Origin of the sequence: Escherichia sp. WS33, from assembly GCF_046486385.1 — a bacterium.
Taxonomy (GTDB): domain Bacteria; phylum Pseudomonadota; class Gammaproteobacteria; order Enterobacterales; family Enterobacteriaceae; genus ECMA0423.
Genome location: NZ_JBJQLJ010000010.1, coordinates 76,443 through 102,460, shown reverse-complemented (window position 1 = coordinate 102,460; position 26,018 = coordinate 76,443). Strand labels below are relative to the sequence as shown.

General features: G+C 50.4%; 21 protein-coding genes and 1 pseudogene. 12 read left to right on the top strand and 10 right to left on the bottom strand.

All coding sequences use genetic code 11. The annotated features are described in order from the left end of the window. Window positions 1–20: 20 nt before the first annotated feature. Window positions 21–1,004 (bottom strand): quinone oxidoreductase, encoded by a 984-nt coding sequence (locus tag ACJHXA_RS10845; protein WP_000235518.1) that lies wholly within the window; start codon window positions 1,002–1,004, stop codon window positions 21–23. Window positions 1,005–1,086: 82 nt separating this feature from the next. On the opposite strand from ACJHXA_RS10845, the gene dnaB reads away from it, so the two are divergent. From dnaB to tyrB, 3 genes are all read left to right on the top strand, one after another. Then, entirely contained in the window at window positions 1,087–2,502 is a 1,416-nt protein-coding gene (gene dnaB / locus ACJHXA_RS10840; RefSeq protein ID WP_000918363.1) for a replicative DNA helicase, read from the top strand. A gap of 52 nt (window positions 2,503–2,554) precedes the next feature. Then, window positions 2,555–3,634 (top strand): alanine racemase, encoded by a 1,080-nt coding sequence (gene alr / locus ACJHXA_RS10835; RefSeq protein ID WP_001147328.1) that lies wholly within the window; start codon window positions 2,555–2,557, stop codon window positions 3,632–3,634. A 252-nt stretch (window positions 3,635–3,886) separates the two neighbouring features. After that, on the top strand, window positions 3,887–5,080 hold the full coding sequence (gene tyrB, locus ACJHXA_RS10830) for an aromatic amino acid transaminase (RefSeq protein ID WP_000486997.1): 1,194 nt from the start codon (window positions 3,887–3,889) through the stop codon (window positions 5,078–5,080). Window positions 5,081–5,301: 221 nt separating this feature from the next. On the opposite strand, the gene ACJHXA_RS10825 is transcribed toward tyrB, so the two are convergent. After that, the gene (locus ACJHXA_RS10825) at window positions 5,302–5,553 is read right to left on the bottom strand and encodes a hypothetical protein (protein ID WP_000275035.1); all 252 of its coding nucleotides are present in this window, start codon (window positions 5,551–5,553) and stop codon (window positions 5,302–5,304) included. Between the two features lie 29 nt (window positions 5,554–5,582). Continuing rightward, window positions 5,583–5,805, bottom strand: a pseudogene (locus tag ACJHXA_RS10820) (hypothetical protein). Between the two features lie 401 nt (window positions 5,806–6,206). On the opposite strand from ACJHXA_RS10820, the gene aphA reads away from it, so the two are divergent. From aphA to ACJHXA_RS10805, 3 genes are all read left to right on the top strand, one after another. After that, a complete protein-coding gene (aphA, locus tag ACJHXA_RS10815; protein WP_001315956.1) occupies window positions 6,207–6,920 on the top strand; it encodes an acid phosphatase AphA in 714 nt (237 codons plus the stop codon). Window positions 6,921–7,030: 110 nt separating this feature from the next. Then, complete coding sequence (locus ACJHXA_RS10810; RefSeq protein ID WP_000270372.1) at window positions 7,031–7,447, top strand: secondary thiamine-phosphate synthase enzyme YjbQ; 417 nt, start codon at window positions 7,031–7,033, stop codon at window positions 7,445–7,447. A gap of 3 nt (window positions 7,448–7,450) precedes the next feature. Continuing rightward, window positions 7,451–7,807 carry an MmcQ/YjbR family DNA-binding protein gene (locus ACJHXA_RS10805; RefSeq protein WP_000155657.1) on the top strand — a complete coding sequence of 119 codons (357 nt, stop codon included), beginning with the start codon at window positions 7,451–7,453 and terminating at the stop codon, window positions 7,805–7,807. A gap of 34 nt (window positions 7,808–7,841) precedes the next feature. Here ACJHXA_RS10805 and uvrA read toward each other — a convergent pair whose 3' ends face one another. Further along, window positions 7,842–10,664, bottom strand: a complete 2,823-nt coding sequence (gene uvrA / locus ACJHXA_RS10800) for an excinuclease ABC subunit UvrA (RefSeq protein ID WP_000357740.1) — start codon at window positions 10,662–10,664, stop codon at window positions 7,842–7,844. A gap of 253 nt (window positions 10,665–10,917) precedes the next feature. Here uvrA and ssb1 point away from each other — a divergent pair, with 253 nt between their 5' ends. Then, a complete protein-coding gene (gene ssb1, locus ACJHXA_RS10795) occupies window positions 10,918–11,454 on the top strand; it encodes a single-stranded DNA-binding protein SSB1 (protein ID WP_000168305.1) in 537 nt (178 codons plus the stop codon). A gap of 98 nt (window positions 11,455–11,552) precedes the next feature. Here the strand turns inward: ssb1 and ACJHXA_RS10790 are convergent, their stop codons facing one another. Further along, complete coding sequence (locus tag ACJHXA_RS10790; RefSeq protein WP_001295689.1) at window positions 11,553–11,834, bottom strand: YjcB family protein; 282 nt, start codon at window positions 11,832–11,834, stop codon at window positions 11,553–11,555. A gap of 429 nt (window positions 11,835–12,263) precedes the next feature. Between ACJHXA_RS10790 and pdeC the strand changes: the two genes are divergently transcribed. Next, window positions 12,264–13,850, top strand: a complete 1,587-nt coding sequence (gene pdeC, locus ACJHXA_RS10785) for a c-di-GMP phosphodiesterase PdeC (protein WP_000019536.1) — start codon at window positions 12,264–12,266, stop codon at window positions 13,848–13,850. A gap of 2 nt (window positions 13,851–13,852) precedes the next feature. On the opposite strand, the gene soxS is transcribed toward pdeC, so the two are convergent. Continuing rightward, window positions 13,853–14,176 (bottom strand): superoxide response transcriptional regulator SoxS, encoded by a 324-nt coding sequence (gene soxS, locus ACJHXA_RS10780; RefSeq protein WP_000019358.1) that lies wholly within the window; start codon window positions 14,174–14,176, stop codon window positions 13,853–13,855. Between the two features lie 85 nt (window positions 14,177–14,261). Here soxS and soxR point away from each other — a divergent pair, with 85 nt between their 5' ends. The 3 genes from soxR (at window position 14,262) to ACJHXA_RS10765 (ending at window position 18,421) form a co-directional block, all read left to right on the top strand. Further along, window positions 14,262–14,726, top strand: a complete 465-nt coding sequence (soxR, locus tag ACJHXA_RS10775) for a redox-sensitive transcriptional activator SoxR (protein ID WP_000412428.1) — start codon at window positions 14,262–14,264, stop codon at window positions 14,724–14,726. Window positions 14,727–15,271: 545 nt separating this feature from the next. Next, window positions 15,272–16,621 (top strand): guanine/hypoxanthine transporter GhxP, encoded by a 1,350-nt coding sequence (gene ghxP, locus ACJHXA_RS10770; RefSeq protein WP_000106882.1) that lies wholly within the window; start codon window positions 15,272–15,274, stop codon window positions 16,619–16,621. A 150-nt stretch (window positions 16,622–16,771) separates the two neighbouring features. Continuing rightward, window positions 16,772–18,421, top strand: coding sequence for a Na+/H+ antiporter (locus ACJHXA_RS10765; protein WP_000402207.1), 1,650 nt, complete (start codon window positions 16,772–16,774; stop codon window positions 18,419–18,421). A 153-nt stretch (window positions 18,422–18,574) separates the two neighbouring features. On the opposite strand, the gene ACJHXA_RS10760 is transcribed toward ACJHXA_RS10765, so the two are convergent. The 4 genes from ACJHXA_RS10760 to acs all read right to left on the bottom strand — a co-directional run bounded on the left by ACJHXA_RS10760 (window position 18,575) and on the right by acs (window position 24,163). Further along, a complete protein-coding gene (locus ACJHXA_RS10760) occupies window positions 18,575–19,867 on the bottom strand; it encodes a pentapeptide repeat-containing protein (protein WP_001270130.1) in 1,293 nt (430 codons plus the stop codon). Window positions 19,868–20,044: 177 nt separating this feature from the next. Then, window positions 20,045–21,694 (bottom strand): cation/acetate symporter ActP, encoded by a 1,650-nt coding sequence (actP, locus tag ACJHXA_RS10755; protein ID WP_000832572.1) that lies wholly within the window; start codon window positions 21,692–21,694, stop codon window positions 20,045–20,047. Beyond that, complete coding sequence (locus ACJHXA_RS10750; RefSeq protein ID WP_001014565.1) at window positions 21,691–22,005, bottom strand: DUF485 domain-containing protein; 315 nt, start codon at window positions 22,003–22,005, stop codon at window positions 21,691–21,693. The genes actP and ACJHXA_RS10750 overlap by 4 nt, the downstream gene beginning before the upstream one ends. A 199-nt stretch (window positions 22,006–22,204) precedes the next feature. Continuing rightward, complete coding sequence (gene acs / locus ACJHXA_RS10745) at window positions 22,205–24,163, bottom strand: acetate--CoA ligase (RefSeq protein ID WP_000078239.1); 1,959 nt, start codon at window positions 24,161–24,163, stop codon at window positions 22,205–22,207. Between the two features lie 391 nt (window positions 24,164–24,554). Here acs and nrfA point away from each other — a divergent pair, with 391 nt between their 5' ends. Beyond that, window positions 24,555–25,991 carry an ammonia-forming nitrite reductase cytochrome c552 subunit gene (gene nrfA / locus ACJHXA_RS10740; protein ID WP_000196875.1) on the top strand — a complete coding sequence of 479 codons (1,437 nt, stop codon included), beginning with the start codon at window positions 24,555–24,557 and terminating at the stop codon, window positions 25,989–25,991. Window positions 25,992–26,018 lie beyond the last annotated feature (27 nt).

The window sequence follows — 26,018 nt, the reverse complement described above, 5'->3', positions numbered from 1 at the left end:
AGGTGGAAGCCCTATTTCTTTTATGGAATCAGCAGGCTGGAACCTTGCGTCGCCCGGCTTTCCAGAATCTCATGCGCACGCTGCGCATCCTTCAGCGGATATTTCTGCTGCTCGGCGACATCGACCTTAATCACACCGCTGGCAATCAAAGAGAACAGTTCATTACTGGCCTCGGTTAATTCCTCCCGCGTGGTGATATAGCCTTGCAGGGAAGGGCGTGTCACATACAACGAGCCTTTTTGATTGAGAATGCCTAAGTTCACACCGGTAACCGCACCTGATGAGTTGCCAAAACTGACCATTAAGCCGCGGCGTTGCAGGCAATCCAGCGACCGTTCCCAGGTGTCTCTGCCCACGGAATCGTACACTACGCGCACTTTCTTACAGCCGGTGATCTCTTTCAATCGCTCGACCAGATTCTCTTCACGATAGTTAATAACCTGCCACGCGCCGGCTTTTAGCGCGCTCTGCGCTTTTTGCGCGGTTCCTACGGTGCCGATAAGTTTCGCGCCCAGGGCTTTTGCCCACTGGCAGGCAATTAAGCCAACGCCGCCAGCCGCTGCGTGGAACAGGAACTGTTCATCGGGTTTAATTTCATAGGTTTTGCGCAGCAGATAATAAACCGTTAAGCCTTTCAGGAAAGATGCTGCAGCTTGTTCAAAAGAAATTGCCGCAGGCAGAATCGCCGCTTTATCCGCATTAATGTTATGCACAGAGCTGTAAGCGCCTAACGCCGACTGCGCATAGACTACACGATCGCCTGCCTTAATATGCTTTACACCACTGCCGACTTTACTCACGATGCCTGCCGCTTCGGTACCTAATCCGCTGGGTAGTGATGGCGGCGGGTAAAGGCCGCTGCGGATATACGTGTCGATAAAATTGATGCCGATGGCTTTATTTTCGACCTGGATTTCATTCTCTGCCGGATCGGCAGGAGTGAACTCTACGGCTTGAAGTACTTCCGGGCCACCGTGCTTGTGAAATTCAATTCGTGTTGCCATGTGTCCTCCAGAACGTATCGTCAGGGTCTGCTTCATATGGTAAAGTTTCGACCCATTCTTTATCTCGGTAACTCCATTCACTATGGCAGGAAATAAACCCTTCAACAAACAGCAGGCTGAACCCCGCGAACGCGATCCACAAGTTGCCGGGCTGAAAGTGCCTCCGCACTCGATCGAAGCGGAGCAGTCGGTGTTGGGCGGTTTAATGCTGGATAACGAACGCTGGGACGATGTAGCCGAGCGTGTGGTGGCAGACGATTTTTACACCCGCCCACACCGCCATATCTTTACTGAAATGGCGCGTTTGCAGGAAAGCGGTAGTCCTATCGATCTGATTACCCTTGCGGAATCGCTGGAACGCCAGGGGCAACTCGATAGCGTCGGTGGTTTTGCTTATCTGGCAGAGCTGTCAAAAAATACGCCAAGTGCGGCGAACATCAGTGCCTATGCGGACATCGTGCGTGAACGTGCCGTTGTCCGTGAGATGATCTCGGTTGCGAATGAGATTGCTGAAGCCGGTTTTGATCCGCAGGGGCGTACCAGCGAAGATCTGCTGGACCTTGCTGAATCCCGCGTCTTTAAAATTGCCGAAAGTCGTGCAAACAAAGACGAAGGGCCGAAGAACATCGCCGATGTGCTCGACGCAACCGTGGCGCGTATTGAGCAGTTGTTTCAGCAGCCACACGATGGCGTTACCGGAGTAAACACCGGTTATGACGATCTCAACAAAAAAACCGCTGGCTTGCAGCCGTCGGATTTGATCATCGTCGCCGCGCGTCCGTCGATGGGTAAAACAACATTTGCGATGAACCTCGTCGAAAACGCGGCGATGTTGCAGGATAAACCGGTACTTATCTTCTCGCTGGAGATGCCTTCAGAACAGATTATGATGCGTTCTCTGGCGTCGCTGTCGCGCGTTGACCAGACTAAAATCCGTACCGGGCAGCTCGATGATGAAGACTGGGCGCGCATTTCCGGCACCATGGGTATTTTGCTCGAAAAACGCAATATCTATATCGATGACTCCTCCGGCCTGACGCCAACGGAAGTGCGTTCCCGCGCACGCCGTATTGCCCGTGAACACGGCGGCATCGGGCTTATCATGATCGACTACCTGCAACTGATGCGCGTACCGGCGCTTTCCGATAACCGTACGCTGGAAATTGCAGAAATCTCCCGCTCGCTGAAAGCACTGGCGAAAGAACTGAACGTGCCGGTGGTGGCGCTGTCCCAGTTGAACCGTTCTCTGGAACAACGTGCCGACAAACGCCCGGTCAACTCCGACCTGCGTGAATCTGGCTCTATCGAGCAGGATGCGGACTTGATCATGTTTATCTATCGTGATGAGGTGTATCACGAAAACAGTGATTTAAAAGGCATCGCGGAAATTATTATCGGTAAACAACGTAACGGCCCAATCGGGACGGTACGCCTGACCTTTAACGGTCAATGGTCGCGCTTCGACAACTATGCGGGGCCGCAGTACGACGACGAATAATAATTATTTTATGAATTAGGTAATTAAAGCAAACACTTATCAAGGAACACAAATGCAAGCGGCAACTGTTGTGATTAACCGCCGCGCTCTGCGACACAACCTGCAACGTCTTCGTGAACTGGCCCCTGCCAGTAAAATGGTTGCGGTGGTGAAAGCGAACGCTTATGGTCACGGTCTTCTTGAGACCGCGCGAACGCTCCCCGATGCTGACGCCTTTGGCGTAGCCCGTCTCGAAGAAGCTCTGCGACTGCGTGCGGGGGGAATCACCAAACCTGTACTGTTACTCGAAGGCTTTTTTGATGCCAGAGATCTGCCGACGATTTCTGCGCAACATTTTCATACCGCCGTGCATAACGAAGAACAGCTGGCTGCGCTGGAAGAGGCTAGCCTGGACGAGCCGGTTACCGTCTGGATGAAACTCGATACCGGTATGCACCGTCTGGGCGTAAGGCCGGAACAGGCTGAGGCGTTTTATCATCGCCTGACCCAGTGCAAAAACGTTCGTCAGCCGGTGAATATCGTCAGCCATTTTGCGCGCGCGGATGAACCAAAATGTGGCGCAACCGAGAAACAACTCGCTATCTTTAATACCTTTTGCGAAGGCAAACCTGGTCAACGTTCCATTGCCGCATCGGGTGGCATTCTGCTGTGGCCACAGTCGCATTTTGACTGGGTGCGCCCGGGCATCATTCTTTATGGCGTCTCGCCGCTGGAAGATCGCTCCACCGGTGCCGATTTTGGCTGTCAGCCAGTGATGTCACTAACCTCCAGCCTGATTGCCGTGCGTGAGCATAAAGCCGGAGAACCTGTTGGTTATGGTGGAACCTGGGTAAGCGAACGTGATACCCGTCTTGGCGTAGTCGCGATGGGCTATGGCGATGGTTATCCGCGCGCCGCGCCGTCCGGTACGCCAGTGCTGGTGAACGGTCGCGAAGTACCGATTGTCGGGCGCGTGGCGATGGATATGATCTGCGTAGACTTAGGTCCACAAGCGCAGGACAAAGCCGGGGATCCGGTCATTCTATGGGGCGAAGGTTTGCCCGTAGAACGTATCGCTGAAATGACGAAAGTAAGCGCTTACGAACTTATTACGCGCCTGACTTCAAGGGTCGCGATGAAATACGTGGATTAATCGTTCTGTAATATTTGATTGTCTGTGCCGGATGCGGCGTGAATGCCTTATCCGGCCAATAAAATCCTAAAAATTCAATAAGTTGATGTTCTTTCATGCTCTTATAAAGGTCGTGCCTCTGGCGGATGTACGTTTGTCATGAGTCTCACTCTGTTGCTAATTGCCGTTCGCTCCTGAACATCCACTCGATCTTCGCCTTCTTCCGGTTTATTGTGTTTTAACCACCTGCCCGTAAACCTGGAGAACCATCGCGTGTTTCAAAAAGTTGACGCCTACGCTGGCGACCCGATTCTTACGCTTATGGAGCGTTTTAAAGAAGACCCTCGCAGCGACAAAGTGAATTTAAGTATCGGTCTGTACTACAACGAAGACGGAATTATTCCACAACTGCAAGCCGTGGCGGAGGCGGAAGCGCGCCTGAATGCGCAGCCTCATGGCGCTTCGCTTTATTTACCGATGGAAGGGCTTAACAGCTATCGCCATGCCATTGCGCCGCTGCTGTTTGGTGCGGACCATCCAGTACTGCAACAACAGCGCGTAGCAACCATTCAAACCCTTGGCGGCTCAGGGGCATTGAAAGTGGGCGCGGATTTCCTGAAACGCTACTTCCCGGAATCAGGCGTCTGGGTCAGCGATCCTACCTGGGAAAACCACGTAGCAATATTCGCCGGGGCTGGATTCGAAGTGAGTACTTACCCCTGGTATGACGAAGCGACTAACGGCGTGCGCTTTAATGACCTGTTGGCGACGCTGAAAACATTACCTGCCCGCAGTATTGTGTTGCTGCATCCATGTTGCCACAACCCAACGGGTGCCGATCTCACTAATGATCAGTGGGATGCGGTGATTGAAATTCTCAAATCCCGCGAGCTTATTCCATTCCTCGATATTGCCTATCAAGGATTTGGTGCCGGTATGGAAGAGGATGCCTACGCTATTCGCGCCATTGCCAGCGCTGGATTACCCGCTCTGGTGAGCAATTCGTTCTCGAAAATTTTCTCCCTTTACGGCGAGCGCGTCGGCGGACTTTCTGTTCTGTGTGAAGATGCCGAAGCCGCTGGCCGCGTACTGGGGCAATTGAAAGCAACAGTTCGCCGCAACTACTCCAGCCCGCCGAATTTTGGTGCGCAGGTGGTGGCTGCAGTGCTGAATGACGAGGCATTGAAAGCCAGCTGGCTGGCGGAAGTAGAAGAGATGCGTACTCGCATTCTGGCAATGCGTCAGGAACTGGTGAAGGTATTAAGCACAGAGATGCCAGAACGCAATTTCGATTATCTGCTTAATCAGCGCGGCATGTTCAGTTATACCGGTTTAAGTGCCGCTCAGGTTGACCGACTACGTGAAGAATTTGGTGTCTATCTCATCGCCAGCGGTCGCATGTGTGTCGCCGGGTTAAATACGGCAAATGTACAACGTGTGGCAAAGGCGTTTGCTGCGGTGATGTAATGCAGGAAAGCAGGCTGGAGCTACCCAGCCTGCAGTGAAATTAAACTGTCGTCGCTTTCACTCTTTCTTTATAGATGATTTTTTTGATGCCATCGTTCTACGTGAGAGATAATAAACGTTATTAGTTCTTTTATTGTTAAGCTTATCCTAATTATCTGGAATTCCTTATCCTGTTTTTTTGGGTGGAGTAATAATTTCTGCACATCTAACTATTATTAAATTTAATAATAAGTATCGGGTTTGTTACGATAGAATTTTTCTATATCCTCAAGAATATGCTTTGCCTTATTGCCTGTGACTTTCTGAGATTCAATTATAGTATCGTTAAATTCTAAAGTTAAAGAGAGCTCTTTTTTTCCGCTTTGTGTAAGTTTAACCTTATATTGATTACCAATATCAAATAAAAAGGTCCTGTAATGAGAATAATCACCTTTAACCTCCTCGGCAAAACAGCAAAGCGTGCAAATATACATAAAGTCTTTCTTACCCCTGATTTTGTTAACTAAATCAATAAATGCGTGAAAAACTTTACTTGCAATAGAACTTGATACTTCTTCTCCAGGTCTACAAAAATCTTTTGCAATTTTTAACTGTGTTTCTATGTATAAAAAGAAATCTTTAGCATAAGAAAAATCTTTGGCATAAGAGATATCTTTATTATTTAGTGCATCTAGCTCAACAGGTAAAGATGTCGTTTTGTTGCTATTCACATATGATATATTCATATCATCATCTCCATCGGGAGTAATAAAATTAGTCACCATTGTAGGATAGGGTTCTGGTCAATCAGGAATCATCTTTATAAACTTCGATTGTTTTTGTAATGCTGTATCATTAAGTTCATTAAATCGTACAGCAGATAAATGTTCTATCAAATTTCGCTCATTTGCCGAGGATTCATCATAATAAACGTAAAATTAATGTATCCTTACATCGAGTAATAAACATTTTTTATACAAAAAAAGACAGGAACGTATTTACTGGGTTAAATATAATCATCCTGCTTTTCATCACAAAAACCGCAGATAATCCTTCCTTTCCCCGGCAGCTGGCGTTATGGTCAGATGGTTTTTGCAACAAATCTCACAATAAAAAGTTTCAACATACTGACTATTTAGGGAAAAATATGCGCAAGATCACACAGGCAATCAGTGCCGTTTGCTTATTGTTCGCTCTAAACAGTTCCGCTGTTGCCCTGGCCTCATCTCCTTCACCGCTTAACCCTGGGACTAACGTTGCCAGGCTTGCTGAACAGGCACCAATTCATTGGGTTTCGGTCGCACAAATTGAAAATAGCCTCGCAGGGCGTCCGCCAATGGCGGTGGGGTTTGATATCGATGACACGGTACTTTTTTCCAGCCCGGGCTTCTGGCGCGGCAAAAAAACCTTCTCACCAGAAAGCGAAGATTATCTGAAAAATCCTGTGTTCTGGGAAAAAATGAACAATGGCTGGGATGAATTCAGCATTCCAAAAGAGGTCGCTCGCCAGCTGATTGATATGCATGTACGCCGCGGTGACGCGATCTTCTTTGTGACTGGTCGTAGCCCGACGAAAACAGAAACGGTTTCAAAAACGCTGGCGGATAATTTTCATATTCCTGCCACCAACATGAATCCAGTAATCTTTGCGGGCGATAAACCAGGGCAAAATACAAAATCGCAATGGCTGCAGGATAAAAATATCCGAATTTTTTATGGCGATTCCGATAACGATATTACCGCCGCACGCGATATCGGCGCTCGTGGTATCCGCATTCTGCGCGCCTCCAACTCTACCTACAAACCCTTGCCACAAGCGGGTGCGTTTGGTGAAGAGGTGATCGTCAATTCAGAATACTGACAGAGCGGGAGAGCGTGATGCTCTCCCGAATGCTGTTTTTTTAATCACACCTTTATCCTTTCGCTGTCTTGCTGCAAACTGATTAAGAGAGTTTTATCAAGGAGCAGCACATGTGGTATCAAAAGACGCTCACGCTTAGCGCCAAATCTCGTGGGTTTCATCTGGTAACGGATGAAATTCTGAATCAGCTGGCTGATATGCCGCGCGTTAACATCGGCTTACTGCATCTGTTGCTGCAACATACCTCCGCCTCTCTGACACTTAATGAGAACTGCGATCCCACCGTACGCCACGACATGGAGCGTTTTTTCCTCCGCACCGTTCCCGACAACGGAAATTATGAGCATGACTATGAGGGAGCAGACGATATGCCTTCTCATATCAAATCCTCAATGCTGGGAACATCGCTTGTATTGCCGTTACATAAAGGGCGTATTCAGACCGGCACCTGGCAAGGCATCTGGCTGGGGGAACATCGCATCCACGGCGGATCGCGTCGCATCATCGCGACACTACAAGGGGAGTAAAAAATGACCATTTCGGAGTTGCTACAATATTGCATGGCAAAACCAGGCGCAGAACAGAGCGTGCATAACGACTGGAAAGCGACGCAGATCAAAGTGGAAGATGTACTGTTTGCGATGGTGAAAGAAGTAGAAAATCGCCCAGCTGTTTCGCTGAAAACCAGCCCGGAGCTGGCGGAGCTGCTACGTCAGCAGCACAGCGATGTGCGTCCTAGCCGCCATCTGAATAAAGCGCACTGGAGCACCGTGTATCTCGACGGTTCGCTGCCGGATTCGCAAATCTATTATCTGGTGGATGCGTCTTATCAGCAGGCAGTGAATTTACTACCGGAAGAAAAGCGTAAATTGCTGGTACAACTCTGAAAGGAAAAGGCCGCTCAGAAAGCGGCCTTAACGATTACAGCATCGGCTTGAGGAAGCGTGCCGTATGCGAAGCTTCGCACTCCGCGACGGTTTCTGGCGTACCGGAGACGAGGATTTCGCCGCCGCCACTGCCGCCTTCTGGTCCCAGGTCGACAATCCAGTCAGCGGTTTTGATCACGTCGAGATTGTGCTCAATCACCACAATGGTATTGCCCTGATCGCGCAGTTTATGCAGCACGTCGAGGAGTTGCTGAATATCGGCGAAGTGCAGACCGGTGGTCGGCTCGTCGAGAATATACAGCGTCTGCCCGGTGCCGCGTTTTGACAGCTCACGCGCCAGCTTCACGCGCTGGGCTTCACCACCAGAAAGTGTGGTTGCGGACTGCCCCAGGCGAATGTACGTCAGACCAACGTCCATCAACGTTTGCAGCTTACGCGCCAGAGCTGGCACCGCATCAAAGAACTCACGCGCCTCTTCGATGGTCATATCCAGCACTTCGTGGATGGTTTTGCCTTTGTACTTAATTTCCAGCGTTTCACGGTTATAGCGTTTACCTTTGCACTGATCGCACGGCACGTAGATATCCGGCAGGAAGTGCATCTCCACTTTGATCACACCGTCGCCCTGACAGGCTTCGCAGCGCCCGCCACGGACGTTAAAGCTGAAACGTCCTGGCGTATAACCACGCGCACGGGATTCCGGTACGCCCGCAAACAGTTCGCGCACAGGTGTAAACACGCCGGTATAGGTCGCCGGGTTAGAACGTGGAGTACGACCAATTGGGCTTTGGTCGATATCGATCACTTTATCGAAATGCTCCAGCCCCTGAATATCGCGATACGGTGCCGGTTCGGCGATGGTCGCACCATTCAACTGGCGTTGGGCAATCGGGAACAGTGTGTCGTTAATCAGCGTCGATTTACCGGAACCTGAAACCCCTGTGATGCAGGTAAACAGACCGACTGGCAGCGTGAGCGTCACGTCCTTCAGGTTGTTGCCGCGTGCACCTGTCAGCTTCAGCACTTTTTCTGGATTCGCCGGAACGCGTTTCTTCGGCACTTCAATCTTGCGTTTACCGCTCATGTACTGCCCGGTCAACGATTCAGGCACTGCCATAATCGCTTCCAGCGGACCTTCTGCGACCACTTCACCGCCGTGAACACCCGCACCAGGACCGATATCGATCACATGGTCAGCGGCGCGAATTGCGTCTTCGTCATGCTCCACCACAATCACGGTATTACCGAGATCGCGCAGATGGATAAGCGTACCCAACAGGCGCTCGTTATCGCGCTGGTGCAGGCCGATAGACGGCTCGTCCAGTACATACATAACGCCAACCAGGCCCGCACCAATCTGGCTCGCCAGACGGATACGCTGGGCTTCACCGCCGGAAAGTGTTTCTGCCGAGCGGGAAAGTGTCAGGTAATTCAGGCCGACGTTAACGAGGAATTTCAGACGATCGCCGATCTCTTTAAGGATTTTTTCTGCAATCTTCGCCCGCTGACCAGCTAGTTTGAGATTGTTGAAGAATTCCATCGCATGACCGATGCTCATGTCGGAGATAGCAGGCAGCGGCGTATTCTCGACATAAACGTGGCGCGCTTCCCGACGCAGACGCGTCCCTTCGCAGCTGGCGCATGGGCGATTGCTGATAAACTTGGCTAATTCTTCACGTACCGCACTGGATTCTGTCTCTTTATAACGGCGCTCCATATTGTGCAGCACGCCTTCGAACGGATGACGACGGATGGAGGTATCGCCACGATCGTTCATGTATTTGAATTCAATGTTTTCTTTGCCAGAACCGTACAACACCACTTTATGCACGTTCGCGCTCAGGCTGCCCCACGGCGCTTCGACGTCGAACTTATAGTGATCTGCCAGCGATTTCAGCATCTGGAAATAATAGAAGTTGCGGCGATCCCAGCCACGGATCGCACCGCCAGCCAGTGACAGCTCGGGGTTTTGGATCACGCGGTCAGGATCGAAATATTGCTGTACGCCAAGGCCGTCACAGGTCGGGCAGGCACCTGCCGGGTTGTTAAACGAAAACAGTCGCGGCTCCAGTTCACGCATACTGTAGCCGCAAATTGGGCAGGCGAAGTTGGCGGAGAACAGCAGCTCTTCCGCTTTCGGGTCGTCCATATCCGCCACTACCGCTGTACCACCGGAAAGCTCCAGCGCGGTTTCAAACGACTCCGCAAGACGTTGGGTAAGATCGTCACGCACCTTGAAGCGATCAACCACCACTTCAATAGTGTGTTTCTTTTGCAGTTCCAGTTTCGGCGGATCGGAAAGATCGCAGACTTCGCCATCAATACGAGCACGGATGTAACCCTGGCTTGCCAGGTTCTCCAGCGTTTTGGTGTGTTCGCCTTTGCGCTCTTTAATGATTGGCGCGAGCAGCATCAGACGCTTGCCTTCCGGCTGCGACAGCACGTTATCCACCATCTGGCTGACGGTTTGCGCCGCCAGCGGGACGTCGTGGTCCGGACAGCGCGGTTCGCCGACGCGGGCGAACAACAAACGCAAATAGTCGTGGATTTCGGTGATTGTCCCCACCGTAGAACGCGGGTTATGAGACGTCGATTTCTGCTCAATTGAGATGGCAGGAGAAAGCCCCTCAATATGATCGACGTCCGGCTTTTCCATCAGTGACAGAAACTGCCGCGCGTAGGCGGAAAGGGATTCAACGTAACGGCGCTGCCCTTCGGCATATAAGGTGTCGAAAGCGAGCGAGGATTTGCCAGAACCCGAAAGCCCGGTCACGACAATGAGCTTGTCGCGGGGGATAACGAGGTTGATGTTTTTGAGATTATGGGTGCGGGCGCCCCGAACTTCGATCTTATCCATTCACCTTTCCCGGATTAAACGCTTTTTTGCCCGGTGGCATGGTGCTACCGGCGATCACAAACGGTTAATTATGACACAAATTGACCTGAATGAATATACAGTATTGGAATGCATTACCCGGAGTGTTGTGTAACAATGTCTGGCCAGGTTTGTTTCCCGGAACCGAGGTCACAACATAGTAAAAGCGCTATTGGTAATGGTACAATCGCGCGTTTACACTTATTCAGAACGATTTTTTTCAGGAGACACGAACATGGCCAGCAGAGGCGTAAACAAGGTTATTCTCGTTGGTAATCTGGGTCAGGACCCGGAAGTACGCTACATGCCAAATGGTGGCGCAGTTGCCAACATTACGCTGGCTACTTCCGAATCCTGGCGTGATAAAGCGACCGGCGAGATGAAAGAACAGACTGAATGGCACCGCGTTGTGCTGTTCGGCAAACTGGCAGAAGTGGCGAGCGAATATCTGCGTAAAGGTTCTCAGGTTTATATCGAAGGTCAGCTGCGTACCCGTAAATGGACCGATCAATCCGGTCAGGATCGCTACACCACAGAAGTCGTGGTGAACGTTGGCGGCACCATGCAGATGCTGGGTGGTCGTCAGGGTGGTGGCGCTCCGGCAGGTGGCAATATCGGTGGTGGTCAGCCGCAGGGCGGTTGGGGTCAGCCACAGCAGCCGCAGGGTGGCAATCAGTTCAGCGGCGGCGCGCAGTCTCGCCCGCAGCAGTCCGCTCCGGCAGCGCCGTCTAACGAGCCGCCGATGGACTTTGATGATGACATTCCGTTCTGATTTGTCATTAAAACAATAGGTTATATTGTTTTAAGGTGGATGATTAAAGCATCTGCCAGCCATAAAAAAGAAGCCTCCGTTATGGAGGCTTCTACGTATCAGGTCAAAATCATTGGCCATTGTGGCGGTGTCTGATTCATCTCTTCTATCATCACCGACTCGATGTTGTGCCAGATAGCGGTGATGTCCGCCATTGTGATGCCAAGCAACCCCATTGCGAACCAACAGGCGGAAACAACGCCCAGACCGCTGCTGATCACCGCAAGCCCGACATAATCAGACCGACGAAAACGGATGTTGAGTGTGCTGGCCAGAAACATCATTACGGCACTAAGAAGTTGCCAGCGAAGAAGAACCACGCCAGTGGTGAGGGTAGCCATCAAACAATTCCTCTGAAAAGAGCCGATGCCCTGGACAGCGCGGCGTTGTTCACGGGAGGCGTGGTACACTCTGGCTATCGCGGGGCTTGCAGAACACAAAAATGAAACACTCTGTTTGTTTCATTAATTTTGTGAACTATATCACAATTGATTGTTTGTTAGCCATATTAGGCCGTGACTTTTATTGCTGTACAGATTATGTGGTTTTTCAGTGGCATTAAGGGCATATCTTCCCGCCGCCTCTGCATTCCTGTAGGAAATTAATTTTGAATATCAATGAATTATTTTCATCCAGGTGACGATTAGAAAGGTATCAATTTCAAATCAGGCAAAAGTGCTATTTATACCGTAAGATTTATCTAAAGACGTCGGTACCCAGGGTTTTCACCTTGCAATGGCCGGGTATAAACAGGCAGGAAATTGATAGCAATGAGTCATCGTGCACGACACCAATTACTGGCGTTGCCGGGCATTATCTTTTTAGTTCTCTTTCCCATCATTCTTTCGCTATGGATTGCCTTCCTTTGGGCAAAATCAGAAGTGAATAATCAGCTCCGAACCTTTGCTCAACTGGCACTGGATAAATCCGAGCTGGTCATTCGCCAGGCAGATTTAGTGAGCGATGCAGCTGAACGCTATCAGGGGCAAGTTTGCACTCCAGCCCATCAAAAGCGAATGTTGAATATTATTCGTGGCTATCTTTATATTAATGAATTGATCTATGCCCGTGATAACCATTTTTTATGCTCATCGCTGATAGCGCCTGTAAACGGCTATACGATTGCACCGGCCGATTATAAGCGTGAACCTAACGTTTCTATCTATTATTACCGCGATACGCCTTTTTTCTCTGGCTATAAAATGACCTATATGCAGCGGGGAAATTATGTGGCGGTTATCAACCCTCTCTTCTGGAGTGAAGTGATGTCTGATGATCCGACATTGCAATGGGGTGTGTATGATACGGTGACGAAAACCTTTTTCTCGTTAAGCAAAGAGGCCTCGGCAGCAACGTTTTCTCCGCTGATTCATTTGAAGGATTTAACCGTACAAAGAAATGGCTATTTATATGCGACAGTTTATTCGACAAAACGCCCAATTGCAGCCATTGTTGCGACTTCATATCAACGTCTTATAACCCATTTTTATAATCATCTTATTTTTGCGTTGCCCGCCGGTATTTTGGGGAGTCTTGTTCTGCTATTACTCTGGCTACGTATTCGACAAAACTATTTATCTCCCAAACGTAAATTGCAACGCGCCCTCGAAAAACATCAACTTTGTCTTTATTACCAGCCAATAATCGATATCAAAACAGAAAAATGTATCGGCGCTGAAGCGTTGTTACGTTGGCTTGGTGAGCAGGGGCAAATAATGAATCCGGCAGAGTTTATTCCGCTGGCAGAAAAGGAGGGGATGATAGAACAGATAACTGATTATGTTATTGATAATGTCTTCCGCGATCTGGGCGATTACCTGGCAACACATGCAGATCGCTATGTTTCTATTAACCTGTCGGCCTCCGATTTTCATACGTCACGGTTGATAGCGCGAATCAATCAGAAAACAGAGCAATACGCGGTGCGTCCGCAGCAAATTAAATTTGAAGTGACTGAGCATGCATTTCTTGATGTCGAAAAAATGACGCCGATTATTCTGGCTTTCCGCCAGGCTGGTTACGAAGTGGCAATTGATGATTTTGGTATTGGCTACTCTAACTTGCATAACCTTAAATCATTGAATGTCGATATTTTGAAAATCGACAAATCGTTTGTTGAAACGCTGACCACCCACAAAACCAGTCATTTGATTGCGGAACACATCATCGAGCTGGCGCACAGCCTGGGGTTAAAAACGATCGCTGAAGGCGTCGAAACTGAGGAGCAGGTTAACTGGCTGCGCAAACGCGGCGTGCGCTATTGCCAGGGATGGTTCTTTGCGAAGGCGATGCCGCCGCAGGTGTTTATGCAATGGATGGAGCAATTACCCGCGCGGGAGTTAACGCGCGGGCAATAAAATTACAGGCGGTGGCGATAATCGCTGGGAGTGCGATCAAACTGCCGACGGAAAACGCGGGAGAAGGTCTGCTGCGAGACATAACCCAGGTCCATTGCGATATCAAAAATCGGACGCTCGGTGGTGCGCAACTCAACGGCGGCCAGTAACAGGCGACGTTGGCGAATGTAATCGCCAAGCGTCTGATGCGTCACCGTGCGGAACATTCGTTGCAAGTACCACTTTGAATAGCCTGATTTTTTTGCGACTACATCAATGTTAAGCGGCTGGTCAATATGCTCGTCAATCCATGCGATAAGATCCTGAATAATTTTCTGATGGGACATAAATCTGCCTCTTTTCAGTGTTCAGTTCGTTAATTCATCTGTTGGGGAGTATAATTCCTCAAGTTAACTTGAGGTAAAGCGATTTATGGAAAAGAAATTACCCCGCATTAAAGCGCTGCTAACCCCCGGCGAAGTGGCGAAACGCAGCGGTGTGGCGGTATCGGCGCTGCATTTCTATGAAAGTAAAGGGTTGATTACCAGTATCCGTAACAGCGGCAATCAGCGGCGATATAAACGTGATGTGTTGCGATATGTTGCAATTATCAAAATTGCTCAGCGTATTGGCATTCCGCTGGCGACCATTGGTGAAGCGTTTGGCGTGTTGCCCGAAGGGCATACGTTAAGTGCGAAAGAGTGGAAACAGCTTTCGTCCCAATGGCGAGAAGAGTTGGATCGGCGCATTCATACCTTAGTAGCGCTGCGTGACGAACTGGACGGATGTATTGGTTGTGGCTGCCTTTCGCGCAGTGATTGCCCGTTGCGTAACCCGGGCGACCGCTTAGGAGAAGAAGGTACCGGCGCACGCTTGCTGGAAGATGAACAAAACTAAAGCGCCACAAGGGCGCTTTAGTTTGTTTTCCGGTCTTTGTCTTTCTCTCTATCCCGCTGGTACACAGGAGGGTTTCCCCCGACGTCAACACACCTCATTCGAGCACGTGGTGGAGGTTCCGGTTGGTGTTGATGCTTTAATTGTATGTCACCGACGTTTCTTCGCCAGTGTAAAAGTATACTTTTTAACCGCAATATTTTTGTCATCTCAGACGATTTTTTATCGCAATCCTGAACGGTATACGGCTCGATAACGCTGCAATCTTGCGCACCGACGATAACGTTTGCGCATCAATTGCCTGGTTTTTCATCGTCAAGACAATAAAAGAGAAAAAAGCAGCAAACTTCGGTTGAAAAAGCCGCTATGATCGCCGGATAATCGTTTGCTTTTTTTACCACCCGTTTTGTATGCGCGGAGCTAAACGTTTGCTTTTTTGCGACGCAGCAAATTGTCGCAAACCTGGAGCAGGAAGATAACGTTTCGCTGGCAGGGGATTGTCCGCCACGCATCTTGACGAAAATTAAACTCTCAGGGGATGTTTTCTTATGTCTACGCCATCAGCGCGTACCGGCGGTTCACTCGACGCCTGGTTTAAAATTTCACAACGTGGAAGCACTGTCCGTCAGGAAGTGGTTGCCGGGTTAACAACGTTTCTGGCGATGGTCTACTCGGTCATCGTCGTTCCAGGTATGTTGGGTAAAGCAGGCTTCCCGCCTGCGGCAGTTTTCGTTGCAACCTGTCTGGTTGCCGGACTCGGTTCTATCGTGATGGGTCTGTGGGCTAATCTGCCGTTGGCGATTGGTTGCGCCATCTCCCTGACGGCATTTACCGCATTCAGCCTGGTGCTGGGGCAACATATTAGCGTACCTGTCGCGCTGGGTGCCGTGTTCCTGATGGGTGTGCTGTTTACGGTAATTTCTGCCACGGGTATCCGTAGCTGGATTTTGCGCAACTTGCCTCACGGTGTGGCGCACGGCACGGGGATCGGTATCGGTCTGTTCCTGCTGCTCATTGCCGCTAATGGTGTCGGTCTGGTGATTAAAAACCCGCTTGATGGTCTGCCCGTTGCGCTGGGTGATTTCGCGACCTTCCCGGTGATTATGTCACTGGTAGGTCTGGCGGTGATCATCGGCCTGGAAAAACTGAAAGTCCCTGGTGGCATTCTGCTGACCATTATCGGTATCTCAATTGTCGGTTTGATCTTCGATCCTAACGTCCATTTCTCCGGCGTTTTCGCCATGCCTTCATTGAGCGATGAAAACGGCAATTCACTGATTGGCAGCCTGGACATTATGGGCGCGCTGAATCCTGTAGTCCTGCCAAGCGTTCTGGCGCTGGTGATGACGGCAGTATTTGATGCCACCGGAACTATCCGTGCCGTCGCCGGCCAGGCGAACCTGCTGGATAAAGATGGGCAGATCATCGACGGTGGGAAAGCACTGACCACTGACTCCATGAGCAGCGTTTTCTCTGGCCTGGTGGGTGCAGCTCCGGCAGCGGTATACATCGAGTCTGCGGCGGGTACGGCGGCGGGCGGTAAAACCGGTTTGACGGCTATCACCGTTGGCGTGCTGTTCCTGCTGATTCTGTTCCTCTCTCCGCTCTCTTACCTCGTTCCGGGGTATGCAACGGCTCCGGCGCTGATGTACGTTGGCCTGCTGATGCTGAGCAACGTGGCGAAAATCGACTTTGCTGATTTTGTTGATGCGATGGCGGGTCTGGTTACGGCGGTATTCATCGTGCTGACCTGTAACATCGTAACAGGCATCATGATCGGCTTCGCGACTCTGGTGATTGGTCGTCTGGTTTCCGGCGAATGGCGCAAGTTGAACATCGGTACGGTCGTTATCGCCGTGGCGCTGGTGACCTTCTATGCGGGTGGCTGGGCTATCTAATCTTTCATCGGATTCTGAAAACGGGTGGCAATGGCTGCCCGTTTTTATTTTCTCCGCACATTGTGTGAGCTTTTGCGATATTCTGAAAAAATGAGAATTCAGGCATAACGTCTTTCTCAGATCATAAAAAACATCGCAAACAGGGAACGCATGGAAATCTTCTTCACCATACTGATAATGACCCTCGTGGTCTCGCTGTCCGGGGTGGTCACTCGTGTCATGCCCTTTCAGATCCCGCTTCCGCTTATGCAAATCGCCATCGGTGCGCTACTGGCGTGGCCGACGTTTGGTTTGCATGTGGAGTTTGATCCTGAACTCTTTTTAGTCTTGTTTATCCCGCCGTTGCTGTTCGCTGATGGCTGGAAAACGCCGACCCGTGAATTTCTCGAACATGGTCGAGAGATTTTTGGCCTCGCGCTGGCGCTGGTGGTGGTCACCGTGGTCGGCATTGGCTTCCTTATTTACTGGGTGGTGCCGGGCATTCCGCTGATCCCCGCCTTTGCGCTGGCGGCGGTACTTTCTCCGACCGATGCTGTGGCGCTCTCCGGGATTGTTGGCGAAGGGCGTATCCCGAAAAAAATCATGGGCATTTTGCAGGGCGAAGCGTTGATGAATGACGCTTCCGGCCTGGTGTCGTTGAAGTTTGCCGTAGCAGTGGCGATGGGGACGATGATCTTCACCGTCGGCGGTGCGACGGTCGAATTTATGAAAGTAGCCATTGGCGGTATTCTCGCCGGTTTTGTGGTTAGCTGGCTGTACGGTCGCTCGCTGCGATTCCTCAGCCGCTGGGGCGGTGATGAACCCGCGACGCAGATCGTCCTGCTGTTCCTGCTGCCATTCGCTTCTTATCTGATTGCCGAACATATTGGCGTTTCCGGCATCCTCGCTGCGGTTGCCGCCGGGATGACCATCACCCGCTCCGGTGTGATGCGCCGTGCGCCGCTGGCAATGCGCCTGCGTGCAAACAGCACCTGGGCGATGCTGGAATTTGTCTTTAACGGCATGGTGTTCCTGCTGTTAGGTCTGCAGCTACCGGGTATTCTGGAGACGTCGCTGATGGCGGCAGAAATCGACCCTAACGTCGAAATCTGGATGCTGTTTACCGATATTATTCTGATATATGCGGCGCTGATGCTGGTCCGTTTCGGCTGGCTGTGGACGATGAAAAAGTTCAGCAACCGCTTCCTGAAGAAGAAGCCGATGGAGTTTGGTTCGTGGACCACACGAGAAATCCTGATCGCGTCTTTCGCTGGGGTGCGTGGGGCGATCACTCTGGCCGGTGTGCTCTCTATCCCGCTGCTCTTGCCGGATGGTAACGTCTTCCCGGCGCGCTATGAGCTGGTGTTCCTGGCGGCTGGCGTCATTCTCTTCTCGCTGTTTGTCGGCGTGGTGATGTTGCCTATTCTGCTACAACACATTGAAGTCGCGGATCATTCGCAACAATTGAAAGAGGAACGTATTGCGCGAGCGGCAACGGCAGAAGTGGCGATTGTGGCGATCCAGAAAATGGAGGAGCGTCTGGCGGCGGATACCGAAGAGAATATCGATAACCAGCTGCTTACGGAGGTCAGTTCTCGCGTCATTGGTAACCTGCGTCGTCGCGCCGATGGACGTAACGACGTTGAAAGTTCCGTGCAGGAAGAGAACCTTGAGCGTCGCTTCCGTCTGGCGGCATTGCGTTCTGAACGTGCTGAACTGTACCACCTGCGCGCCACGCGGGAGATCAGCAACGAAACGCTGCAAAAATTACTGCACGATCTCGATTTGCTTGAAGCGTTGCTAATTGAGGAAAATCAGTAAGCCGAAAGCGACGTAACCAGGCCCGAGGTAATCTGAAAAAGGTGCAATCTTTTGCACCTTTAACAGGTTAGCTCGGGCTAACATTCATGATTCTAAAACAAATAAGTTATCTCTCTTGTAAAGTCAATTCATTGGCTGTTCTTCGATTTAACCTCAATCTGCGTGTTGCATAATATCTGCAGTAATCTTCATAGCGACTGCATTAATATTATCCTCAGTTTGTGACATGCCAGTATGAGAGGTACAATCTTCTTCAAAGAATTTCTGTCGTGTTACCAGGGTATCACTATCAATGGGGATATTTTCCTCCCCACGGAGTATGGAAATGCCCATTCCCTGGACGCTAGCCTCATCAAAATTAACCCGATAGAGACGGGTATTAAACATACAGGCTTTTGTTAAAATAGAACAGTTGAAATGGCAGTTGCTTAAATTGGCATTATTAAAATTAACATTAGCCATATTAGAGTCGGTACATATAACCATTTCGAGGAATGTATTTGTTAGCCACGTACAAAAGAGTTTGCTATCAATTAAGTTTATATTCTGGAGGATTGCTTTGTTCAGATTGACGCGAGACAGATCAGCATGTTCAAAGTTAATTAAATCGAGTTTAGAGAAACTAAGGTCGGCTTTAAATAAATTAACATATGGCGCTATTACTTTATAAAGATTTACCTCAGCCATGTACGCCATATAAAAATTTGAATAGTCAAGAAAGGTATTTTTAATATTGGCTCTATTCATTGCTGCATTGTAGAATTGAACATGCATAGCGGAGCATGCATTTAGAGTTCCGTCGGCCATTTTTATCTGAGCGAAATTTGAGTCATCGAGAATACAATCATCAAAAAGTATTTTTTCCATTATGGCGTAATAAAAATTCGTTTTATACATATTACAGTCCTGGAAAATAGCGTTTTGTAGTCTGCAACCTGCAAAATTCGAATTGGATAAATCTTCATCTTTAATCACGATACCTTTCAGGCTAAGGTGTGAAAAATCGTAACCACCATTTACTGTCTGTGGAATTTCGATAGTATTATTATGGACGGCGACATTATTTATAAAATATACCACCTTAATGGATACTTCCTTTTCTTTACTAAGGTAAACTCTTCTCGTAATTCTATCGTCACATTTATTATTTGCATATAAAGCTATATCTATAAAATGTTTATGTATTTTCCTGTCCGTTTCCTTCGTGATTTTTCCTGATGGTAAACTATCATAAATTCTTTTCATTTTCTGAATCAAACCTATCACTTTTTCATGATCATCCATCTTGAAAAGAGAGAGGGCTTTATTGTCAATTAACGTGTTTTTATGATGTTTGCTGTAATTATATGATTTTGTTTTCTTTGTATGTGATGAACTTGTGAAAGAGTGGTTATCGTTAATCTGGCAAAGAGAGAAAAACATATTATTTAAACCATTATAGCGCATAAAATATCCTTATAATTAACAAGAAAGAAAAGGCATATTCTCTGCATTATCATTTTCTACGACTGTCAAAAATCGCTCATTTTTTAATGAGTTTATTTGTTTAATATTATGGGAAAAGGTGATGCATGCTGGAGAGGAAGAGTATTCCCCGGTCAGGCGACCGGGGAAGGGGAGAGATTAATGTGCGCGGCCTTGCTCAACGCCAAAGCCGGTCTGGGAGCGGATAAACTGTGCACGGAACAGTTCACGCTCGCGCGCACCTTCCGCTGAGTTATCGGTTGCCGAGAAGAACCAGATGCCGAGGAATGCCACGCTGATAGAGAACAGCGCCGGGTATTCATACGGGAAGATGGCTTTTTCGTGACCAAGGATCTGTACCCAAATCGTCGGGCCGAGGATCATCAGTACCACTGCGGTAATCAGCCCCAGCCAGCCACCCATCATCGCGCCACGAGTGGTCAGTTTCGACCAGTACATAGAAAGCAGAATGATCGGGAAGTTACAGCTCGCTGCGATGGCAAACGCCAGGCCTACCATGAAGGCGATGTTCTGATTCTCAAACAGCACGCCGAGGATAATGGCAATCACACCTAAAATCAGCACGGTGATTTTCGATACCCGCAGTTCTTCACGTTCGGTCGCGCCTTTTTTGAAGACGTTAGCGTACAGGTCATGCGAAACCGCTGATGCGCCCGCCAGCGTCAGACCAGCAACCACCGCAAGAATGGTGGCAAAAGCAACCGCTGAAATAAAACCGAGGAACAGGTTGCCGCCCACTGCATTCGCCAGGTGAACGGCCGCCATGTTGTTACCACCAATCAGATGGCCCGCCGCGTCTTTATATTCCGGATTCGCACCAACCAGCATGATCGCGCCGAAGCCGATAATAAAGGTCAGAATATAGAAGTAGCCCATAAACCCGGTGGCGTAGAACACGCTCTTACGTGCTTCGCGGGCATCGCTGACTGTAAAGAAGCGCATCAGAATGTGCGGCAAGCCCGCCGTACCAAACATCAGTCCCAGACCCAGAGAGAGCGCGGAGATCGGATCTTTCACCAGCCCGCCCGGCTTCATGATGTCGACACCTTTCGGGTGTACCGCCATCGCTTCACTGAACAGATTGTTGAAGCTAAAGCCGACGTGTTTCATCACCATAAAGGCCATAAAGCTGGCACCGAACAGCAACAGCACGGCTTTGATAATCTGTACCCAAGTGGTCGCCAGCATGCCGCCGAACAGGACGTACATCATCATCAGCACGCCGACCAGCACCACCGCAATGTGATAGTTAAGGCCAAACAGCAGCTCGATCAGTTTACCTGCGCCCACCATCTGGGCGATAAGGTAAAGCGCCACCACCACCAGAGAACCACAGGCCGAAAGAATACGAATCGGCCCTTGTTTCAGACGGTAAGAGGCCACATCGGCAAAGGTGTAGCGCCCCAGGTTACGCAGACGTTCGGCAATCAGGAACAAAATGATCGGCCAGCCCACCAGGAAGCCCAGCGAGTAAATTAAGCCGTCATAGCCGGAGGTAAACACCAGCGCGGAGATCCCCAAGAATGAGGCGGCGGACATATAGTCCCCGGCAATCGCCAGCCCGTTCTGGAAGCCAGTGATATTGCCGCCTGCGGTGTAGTAGTCGCTACGAGAACGTACGCGTTTTGATGCCCAGTAGGTAATGCCGAGCGTAAACACGACGAAAATCAGGAACATAATAATCGCCTGCCAGTTCGTTGGCTGGCGCTCTACGGCCCCGCTAATAGCATCCGCGGCGTTAGCTGCGAAAGGGAGTGTGGCGGCAAGCGCCGTCAGAACTCTTTTCATGATGCTTGTACCTCATGCAGGACTTCATTATTAAGACGGTCGAATTCGCCGTTCGCCCGCCAGATGTAGATACCGGTGAGAACAAAGGAGATCACAATCACTCCAACACCAATTGGAATACCGCGTGTGACGCTGGTGTTCGGATTCAGCGGCGTGCCCAGCCAGCCGGGCGCGAAGGCGATCAGTAAAATAAAGCCGATATAAACTGCCAGCATAATAATCGACAGGATGGTGGCAAACCGTTGCCGTTTTTCGACTAACTCCCTGAAATGCGCATTGTCTTCTATCCGCTGATAAATAGTGCCATTCATCACAGATTCTCCAGAGGTAATGTAGGGATTGTTTTAATTCCCGCTCCCTTATGGGAGAAGGTTAACGCTCGGGTAACCCTTGCCGAATGTAGGCCGGATAAGGCGTTTACGCCGCATCCGGCAATCAATGCCTGATGCGACGCTGTCGCGTCTTATCAGGCCTACAAACCGTTACCGACTCGCATCCGGCAATTGTGGGTTACGATGGCATCGCGATAGCCTGCTTCTCTTCAAGCAGCTTCTCGACTACGCCAGGATCGGCAAGCGTCGAGGTATCGCCCAGGTTGCTGGTATCGCCCGCCGCAATTTTGCGCAGAATACGGCGCATAATTTTGCCGGAGCGGGTTTTAGGCAGGGAGTCGGTCCAGTGCAGCACGTCTGGCGTCGCCAGCGGGCCAATCTCTTTACGCACCCAGTTGCGGACTTCTGCGTACAGTTCTGGTGACGGTTCCTCCCCGTGATTAAGCGTGACGTAGGCGTAGATCGCCTGACCTTTAATATTGTGCGGAATACCTACTACGGCGGCTTCGGCAATCTTCGGATGCGCCACCAGCGCCGACTCAATCTCTGCCGTCCCCAGACGGTGACCGGAGACGTTCAGCACGTCGTCCACACGCCCGGTGATCCAGTAATAGCCATCTTCATCGCGACGCGCGCCGTCGCCGCTGAAATACATATTTTTGAAGGTGGAGAAGTAGGTCTGTTCAAAACGTTCGTGATCGCCAAACAGCGTACGCGCCTGACCCGGCCAGGAGTCGGTGATCACCAGGCTGCCTTCGGTAGCGCCTTCCAGCGGGTTACCTTCGTTATCGACCAGCGCCGGTTGCACGCCGAAGAACGGACGTGTTGCCGAACCGGCTTTCAGCTCGGTAGCGCCAGGCAGCGGCGTGATCATGAAACCGCCAGTTTCGGTCTGCCACCAGGTATCGACCACCGGACATTTCTCGTTGCCGATTTTTTTCCAGTACCACTCCCACGCTTCCGGGTTAATTGGCTCGCCCACGGAACCGAGAATGCGCAGCGACGAACGGTCGGTACCCTCGATCGCTTTATCGCCTTCCGCCATCAGCGCGCGGATCGCCGTGGGTGCGGTATAGAGAATATTGACCTGATGCTTGTCCACCACCTGCGCCATACGGGCAGGCGTCGGCCAGTTGGGTACGCCTTCAAACATCAGCGTGGTCGCACCGCAGGCCAGCGGGCCGTACAGCAAGTAACTGTGTCCGGTCACCCAGCCCACATCGGCGGTGCACCAGTAGATATCACCCGGATGATAATCAAAGACATATTTAAAGGTCAGCGCCGCGTACACCAGATAACCGCCGGTAGTATGCAGCACACCTTTTGGCTTACCGGTAGAACCGGAGGTGTAGAGAATAAACAGCGGATCTTCGGCGTTCATCTCTTCCGCCTGGTGCTGATCGCTCGCTTGCTCAACCAGGTCGTGCCACCACAGGTCGCGCCCTTCCTGCCAGTCAATTTTCCCGCCAGTACGCTTCAGTACCACCACATGCTCTACGCTGGTGACGTTCGGGTTTTTCAGCGCGTCATCAACGTTTTTCTTCAGCGGAATACTGCGCCCGGCACGCACACCTTCGTCGGAAGTGATCACCAGTCGTGAGTTGGAATCAATAATGCGCCCGGCAACGGCTTCCGGCGAGAAGCCGCCGAAAATCACCGAATGCACCGCGCCAATGCGGGCGCAGGCCAGCATCGCAACCGCGGCTTCCGGCACCATCGGCATATAAATCGCCACCACATCACCTTTTTTAATGCCCAGCTCGAGCAGGGTATTGGCGAAGCGGCAGACGTCGCGGTGCAGCTCTTTATAGCTGATATGTTTGCTCTGGCTGGCGTCGTCGCCTTCCCAGATGATGGCGGTGCGATCGCCGTTTTCTTGCAGATGGCGGTCAAGGCAGTTTGCCGCCAGATTCAGCGTGCCGTCCTCGTACCATTTAATGGACACATTACCGGGGGCAAAGGAGGTATTTTTCACCTTCTGGTAAGGTTTGATCCAGTCGAGAATTTTTCCCTGTTCGCCCCAGAAGGTATCAGGTACGTTAATAGATTGTTGATACATCGCCTCGTACTGCTGAGGGTTTATCAGGCAACGGTCTGCGATGTTGGCAGGAATGGTGTGTTTGTGAATTTGGCTCATGCTTTTGTTCTCCTTGTAGGATGTTAATAATATGTGGCATAAGCGTTAAATGTAGGGGTATTGGCAGTTTTGTTTAGTATTTGGGCGACAGATCACGCAAAAGTAGAATTGTGCAAATAAACGGCAGGGTAATTTTTGAAGGTCAGCAACAAAAGTTGATTAATTCTTTGAGGAACATGCAGTTATGCATGCTGTTGAAAAAGAGGAAGATACTGACTAACTCTAAAGTGGTATTTTACATGCACTTACAATTGATTAAAGACAACATTCACAGTGTGGTTATTTGTTACACATAGGGGCGAGCAATGTCATGACAGTGTAGGTGCGGTTACTGTCGTGAAAACAATAAAAACCGCCATTGCAACAATGGCGCAATTCGGATGAAGCCCCTATGACAAGGATAAAAATAAACGCACGCCGTATCTTCAGCTTATTGATTCCTTTTTTCTTTTTCACTTCTGTTCACGCTGAACAAACGGCAGCTCCCGCAAAACCTGTAACTGTGGAAGCGAAGAATGAAACCTTTGCCCCGCAGCATCCCGATCAATATCTCTCCTGGAAAGCCACCTCGGAACAGTCAGAGCGTGTTGACGCCCTGGCGGAAGATCCACGGCTGGTGATCCTGTGGGCGGGGTATCCCTTCTCGCGCGATTACAACAAGCCGCGTGGACATGCCTTTGCTGTGACCGATGTGCGTGAAACCCTGCGTACCGGTGCGCCGAAAAACGCTGAAGATGGTCCGCTACCGATGGCGTGCTGGAGTTGTAAAAGCCCGGATGTGGCGCGTCTGATCCAGAAAGACGGCGAAGATGGCTACTTCCACGGTAAGTGGGCGCGCGGCGGCCCGGAAATCGTCAACAACTTAGGTTGTGCCGACTGCCATAACACCGCCTCACCAGAGTTCGCCAAAGGCAAACCGGAGTTAACCCTTTCCCGTCCGTATGCGGCTCGCGCGATGGAAGCCATTGGTAAACCTTTTGAGAAAGCCGGACGTTTCGACCAGCAATCGATGGTTTGCGGTCAGTGCCATGTGGAGTATTACTTCGACGGCAAAAACAAAGCGGTTAAATTCCCGTGGGATGACGGCATGAAAGTCGAAAATATGGAGCAGTATTACGACAAAATTGCCTTCTCTGACTGGACTAACTCCCTGTCGAAAACGCCAATGCTGAAAGCGCAGCACCCGGAATATGAAACCTGGACAGCGGGCATTCACGGTAAAAACAACGTGACCTGTATCGACTGCCATATGCCAAAAGTGCAGAACGCCGAAGGCAAACTCTACACCGACCATAAAATTGGTAATCCGTTTGATAACTTCGCCCAGACTTGTGCGAACTGCCATACCCAGGACAAAGCTGCCTTGCAAAAAGTGGTCGCGGAACGTAAGCAGTCGATTAACGACCTGAAAATCAAGGTTGAAGATCAACTGGTTCACGCTCACTTCGAAGCGAAAGCAGCGCTGGATGCAGGCGCGACGGAAGCCGAAATGAAGCCAATTCAGGACGATATCCGTCATGCCCAGTGGCGCTGGGATCTGGCGATCGCTTCCCACGGCATTCATATGCACGCACCGGAAGAAGGTTTACGGATGCTCGGTACGGCGATGGATAAAGCGGCGGATGCACGCACCAAACTGGCGCGCCTGCTGGCGACCAAAGGCATCACCCATGAAATCCAGATCCCGGATATCTCAACCAAAGAGAAAGCCCAGCAGGCTATTGGCCTGAACATGGAACAAATCAAGGCCGAGAAGCAGGACTTCATCAAAACGGTGATCCCGCAGTGGGAAGAACAGGCACGTAAAAACGGTCTGTTAAGCCAATAACCCCGTTCCGCCTCGCAAGGGGCGGAA

Excerpts from the sequence above, each read along its gene's own strand:
- soxS (WP_000019358.1), bottom strand. The coding sequence starts at position 14,176 with ATGTCCCATCAGAAAATTATTCAGGATCTTATCGCATGGATTGACGAG.
- ACJHXA_RS10805 (WP_000155657.1), top strand. The coding sequence starts at position 7,451 with ATGACCATTTCGGAGTTGCTACAATATTGCATGGCAAAACCAGGCGCA.
- ssb1 (WP_000168305.1), top strand. The coding sequence starts at position 10,918 with ATGGCCAGCAGAGGCGTAAACAAGGTTATTCTCGTTGGTAATCTGGGT.
- ACJHXA_RS10790 (WP_001295689.1), bottom strand. The coding sequence starts at position 11,834 with ATGGCTACCCTCACCACTGGCGTGGTTCTTCTTCGCTGGCAACTTCTT.
- ghxP (WP_000106882.1), top strand. The coding sequence starts at position 15,272 with ATGTCTACGCCATCAGCGCGTACCGGCGGTTCACTCGACGCCTGGTTT.
- soxR (WP_000412428.1), top strand. The coding sequence starts at position 14,262 with ATGGAAAAGAAATTACCCCGCATTAAAGCGCTGCTAACCCCCGGCGAA.
- aphA (WP_001315956.1), top strand. The coding sequence starts at position 6,207 with ATGCGCAAGATCACACAGGCAATCAGTGCCGTTTGCTTATTGTTCGCT.
- ACJHXA_RS10765 (WP_000402207.1), top strand. The coding sequence starts at position 16,772 with ATGGAAATCTTCTTCACCATACTGATAATGACCCTCGTGGTCTCGCTG.
- dnaB (WP_000918363.1), top strand. The coding sequence starts at position 1,087 with ATGGCAGGAAATAAACCCTTCAACAAACAGCAGGCTGAACCCCGCGAA.
- nrfA (WP_000196875.1), top strand. The coding sequence starts at position 24,555 with ATGACAAGGATAAAAATAAACGCACGCCGTATCTTCAGCTTATTGATT.
- pdeC (WP_000019536.1), top strand. The coding sequence starts at position 12,264 with ATGAGTCATCGTGCACGACACCAATTACTGGCGTTGCCGGGCATTATC.
- ACJHXA_RS10845 (WP_000235518.1), bottom strand. The coding sequence starts at position 1,004 with ATGGCAACACGAATTGAATTTCACAAGCACGGTGGCCCGGAAGTACTT.
- ACJHXA_RS10750 (WP_001014565.1), bottom strand. The coding sequence starts at position 22,005 with ATGAATGGCACTATTTATCAGCGGATAGAAGACAATGCGCATTTCAGG.
- ACJHXA_RS10825 (WP_000275035.1), bottom strand. The coding sequence starts at position 5,553 with ATGTATATTTGCACGCTTTGCTGTTTTGCCGAGGAGGTTAAAGGTGAT.
- uvrA (WP_000357740.1), bottom strand. The coding sequence starts at position 10,664 with ATGGATAAGATCGAAGTTCGGGGCGCCCGCACCCATAATCTCAAAAAC.
- acs (WP_000078239.1), bottom strand. The coding sequence starts at position 24,163 with ATGAGCCAAATTCACAAACACACCATTCCTGCCAACATCGCAGACCGT.
- actP (WP_000832572.1), bottom strand. The coding sequence starts at position 21,694 with ATGAAAAGAGTTCTGACGGCGCTTGCCGCCACACTCCCTTTCGCAGCT.
- alr (WP_001147328.1), top strand. The coding sequence starts at position 2,555 with ATGCAAGCGGCAACTGTTGTGATTAACCGCCGCGCTCTGCGACACAAC.
- ACJHXA_RS10810 (WP_000270372.1), top strand. The coding sequence starts at position 7,031 with ATGTGGTATCAAAAGACGCTCACGCTTAGCGCCAAATCTCGTGGGTTT.
- ACJHXA_RS10760 (WP_001270130.1), bottom strand. The coding sequence starts at position 19,867 with ATGCGCTATAATGGTTTAAATAATATGTTTTTCTCTCTTTGCCAGATT.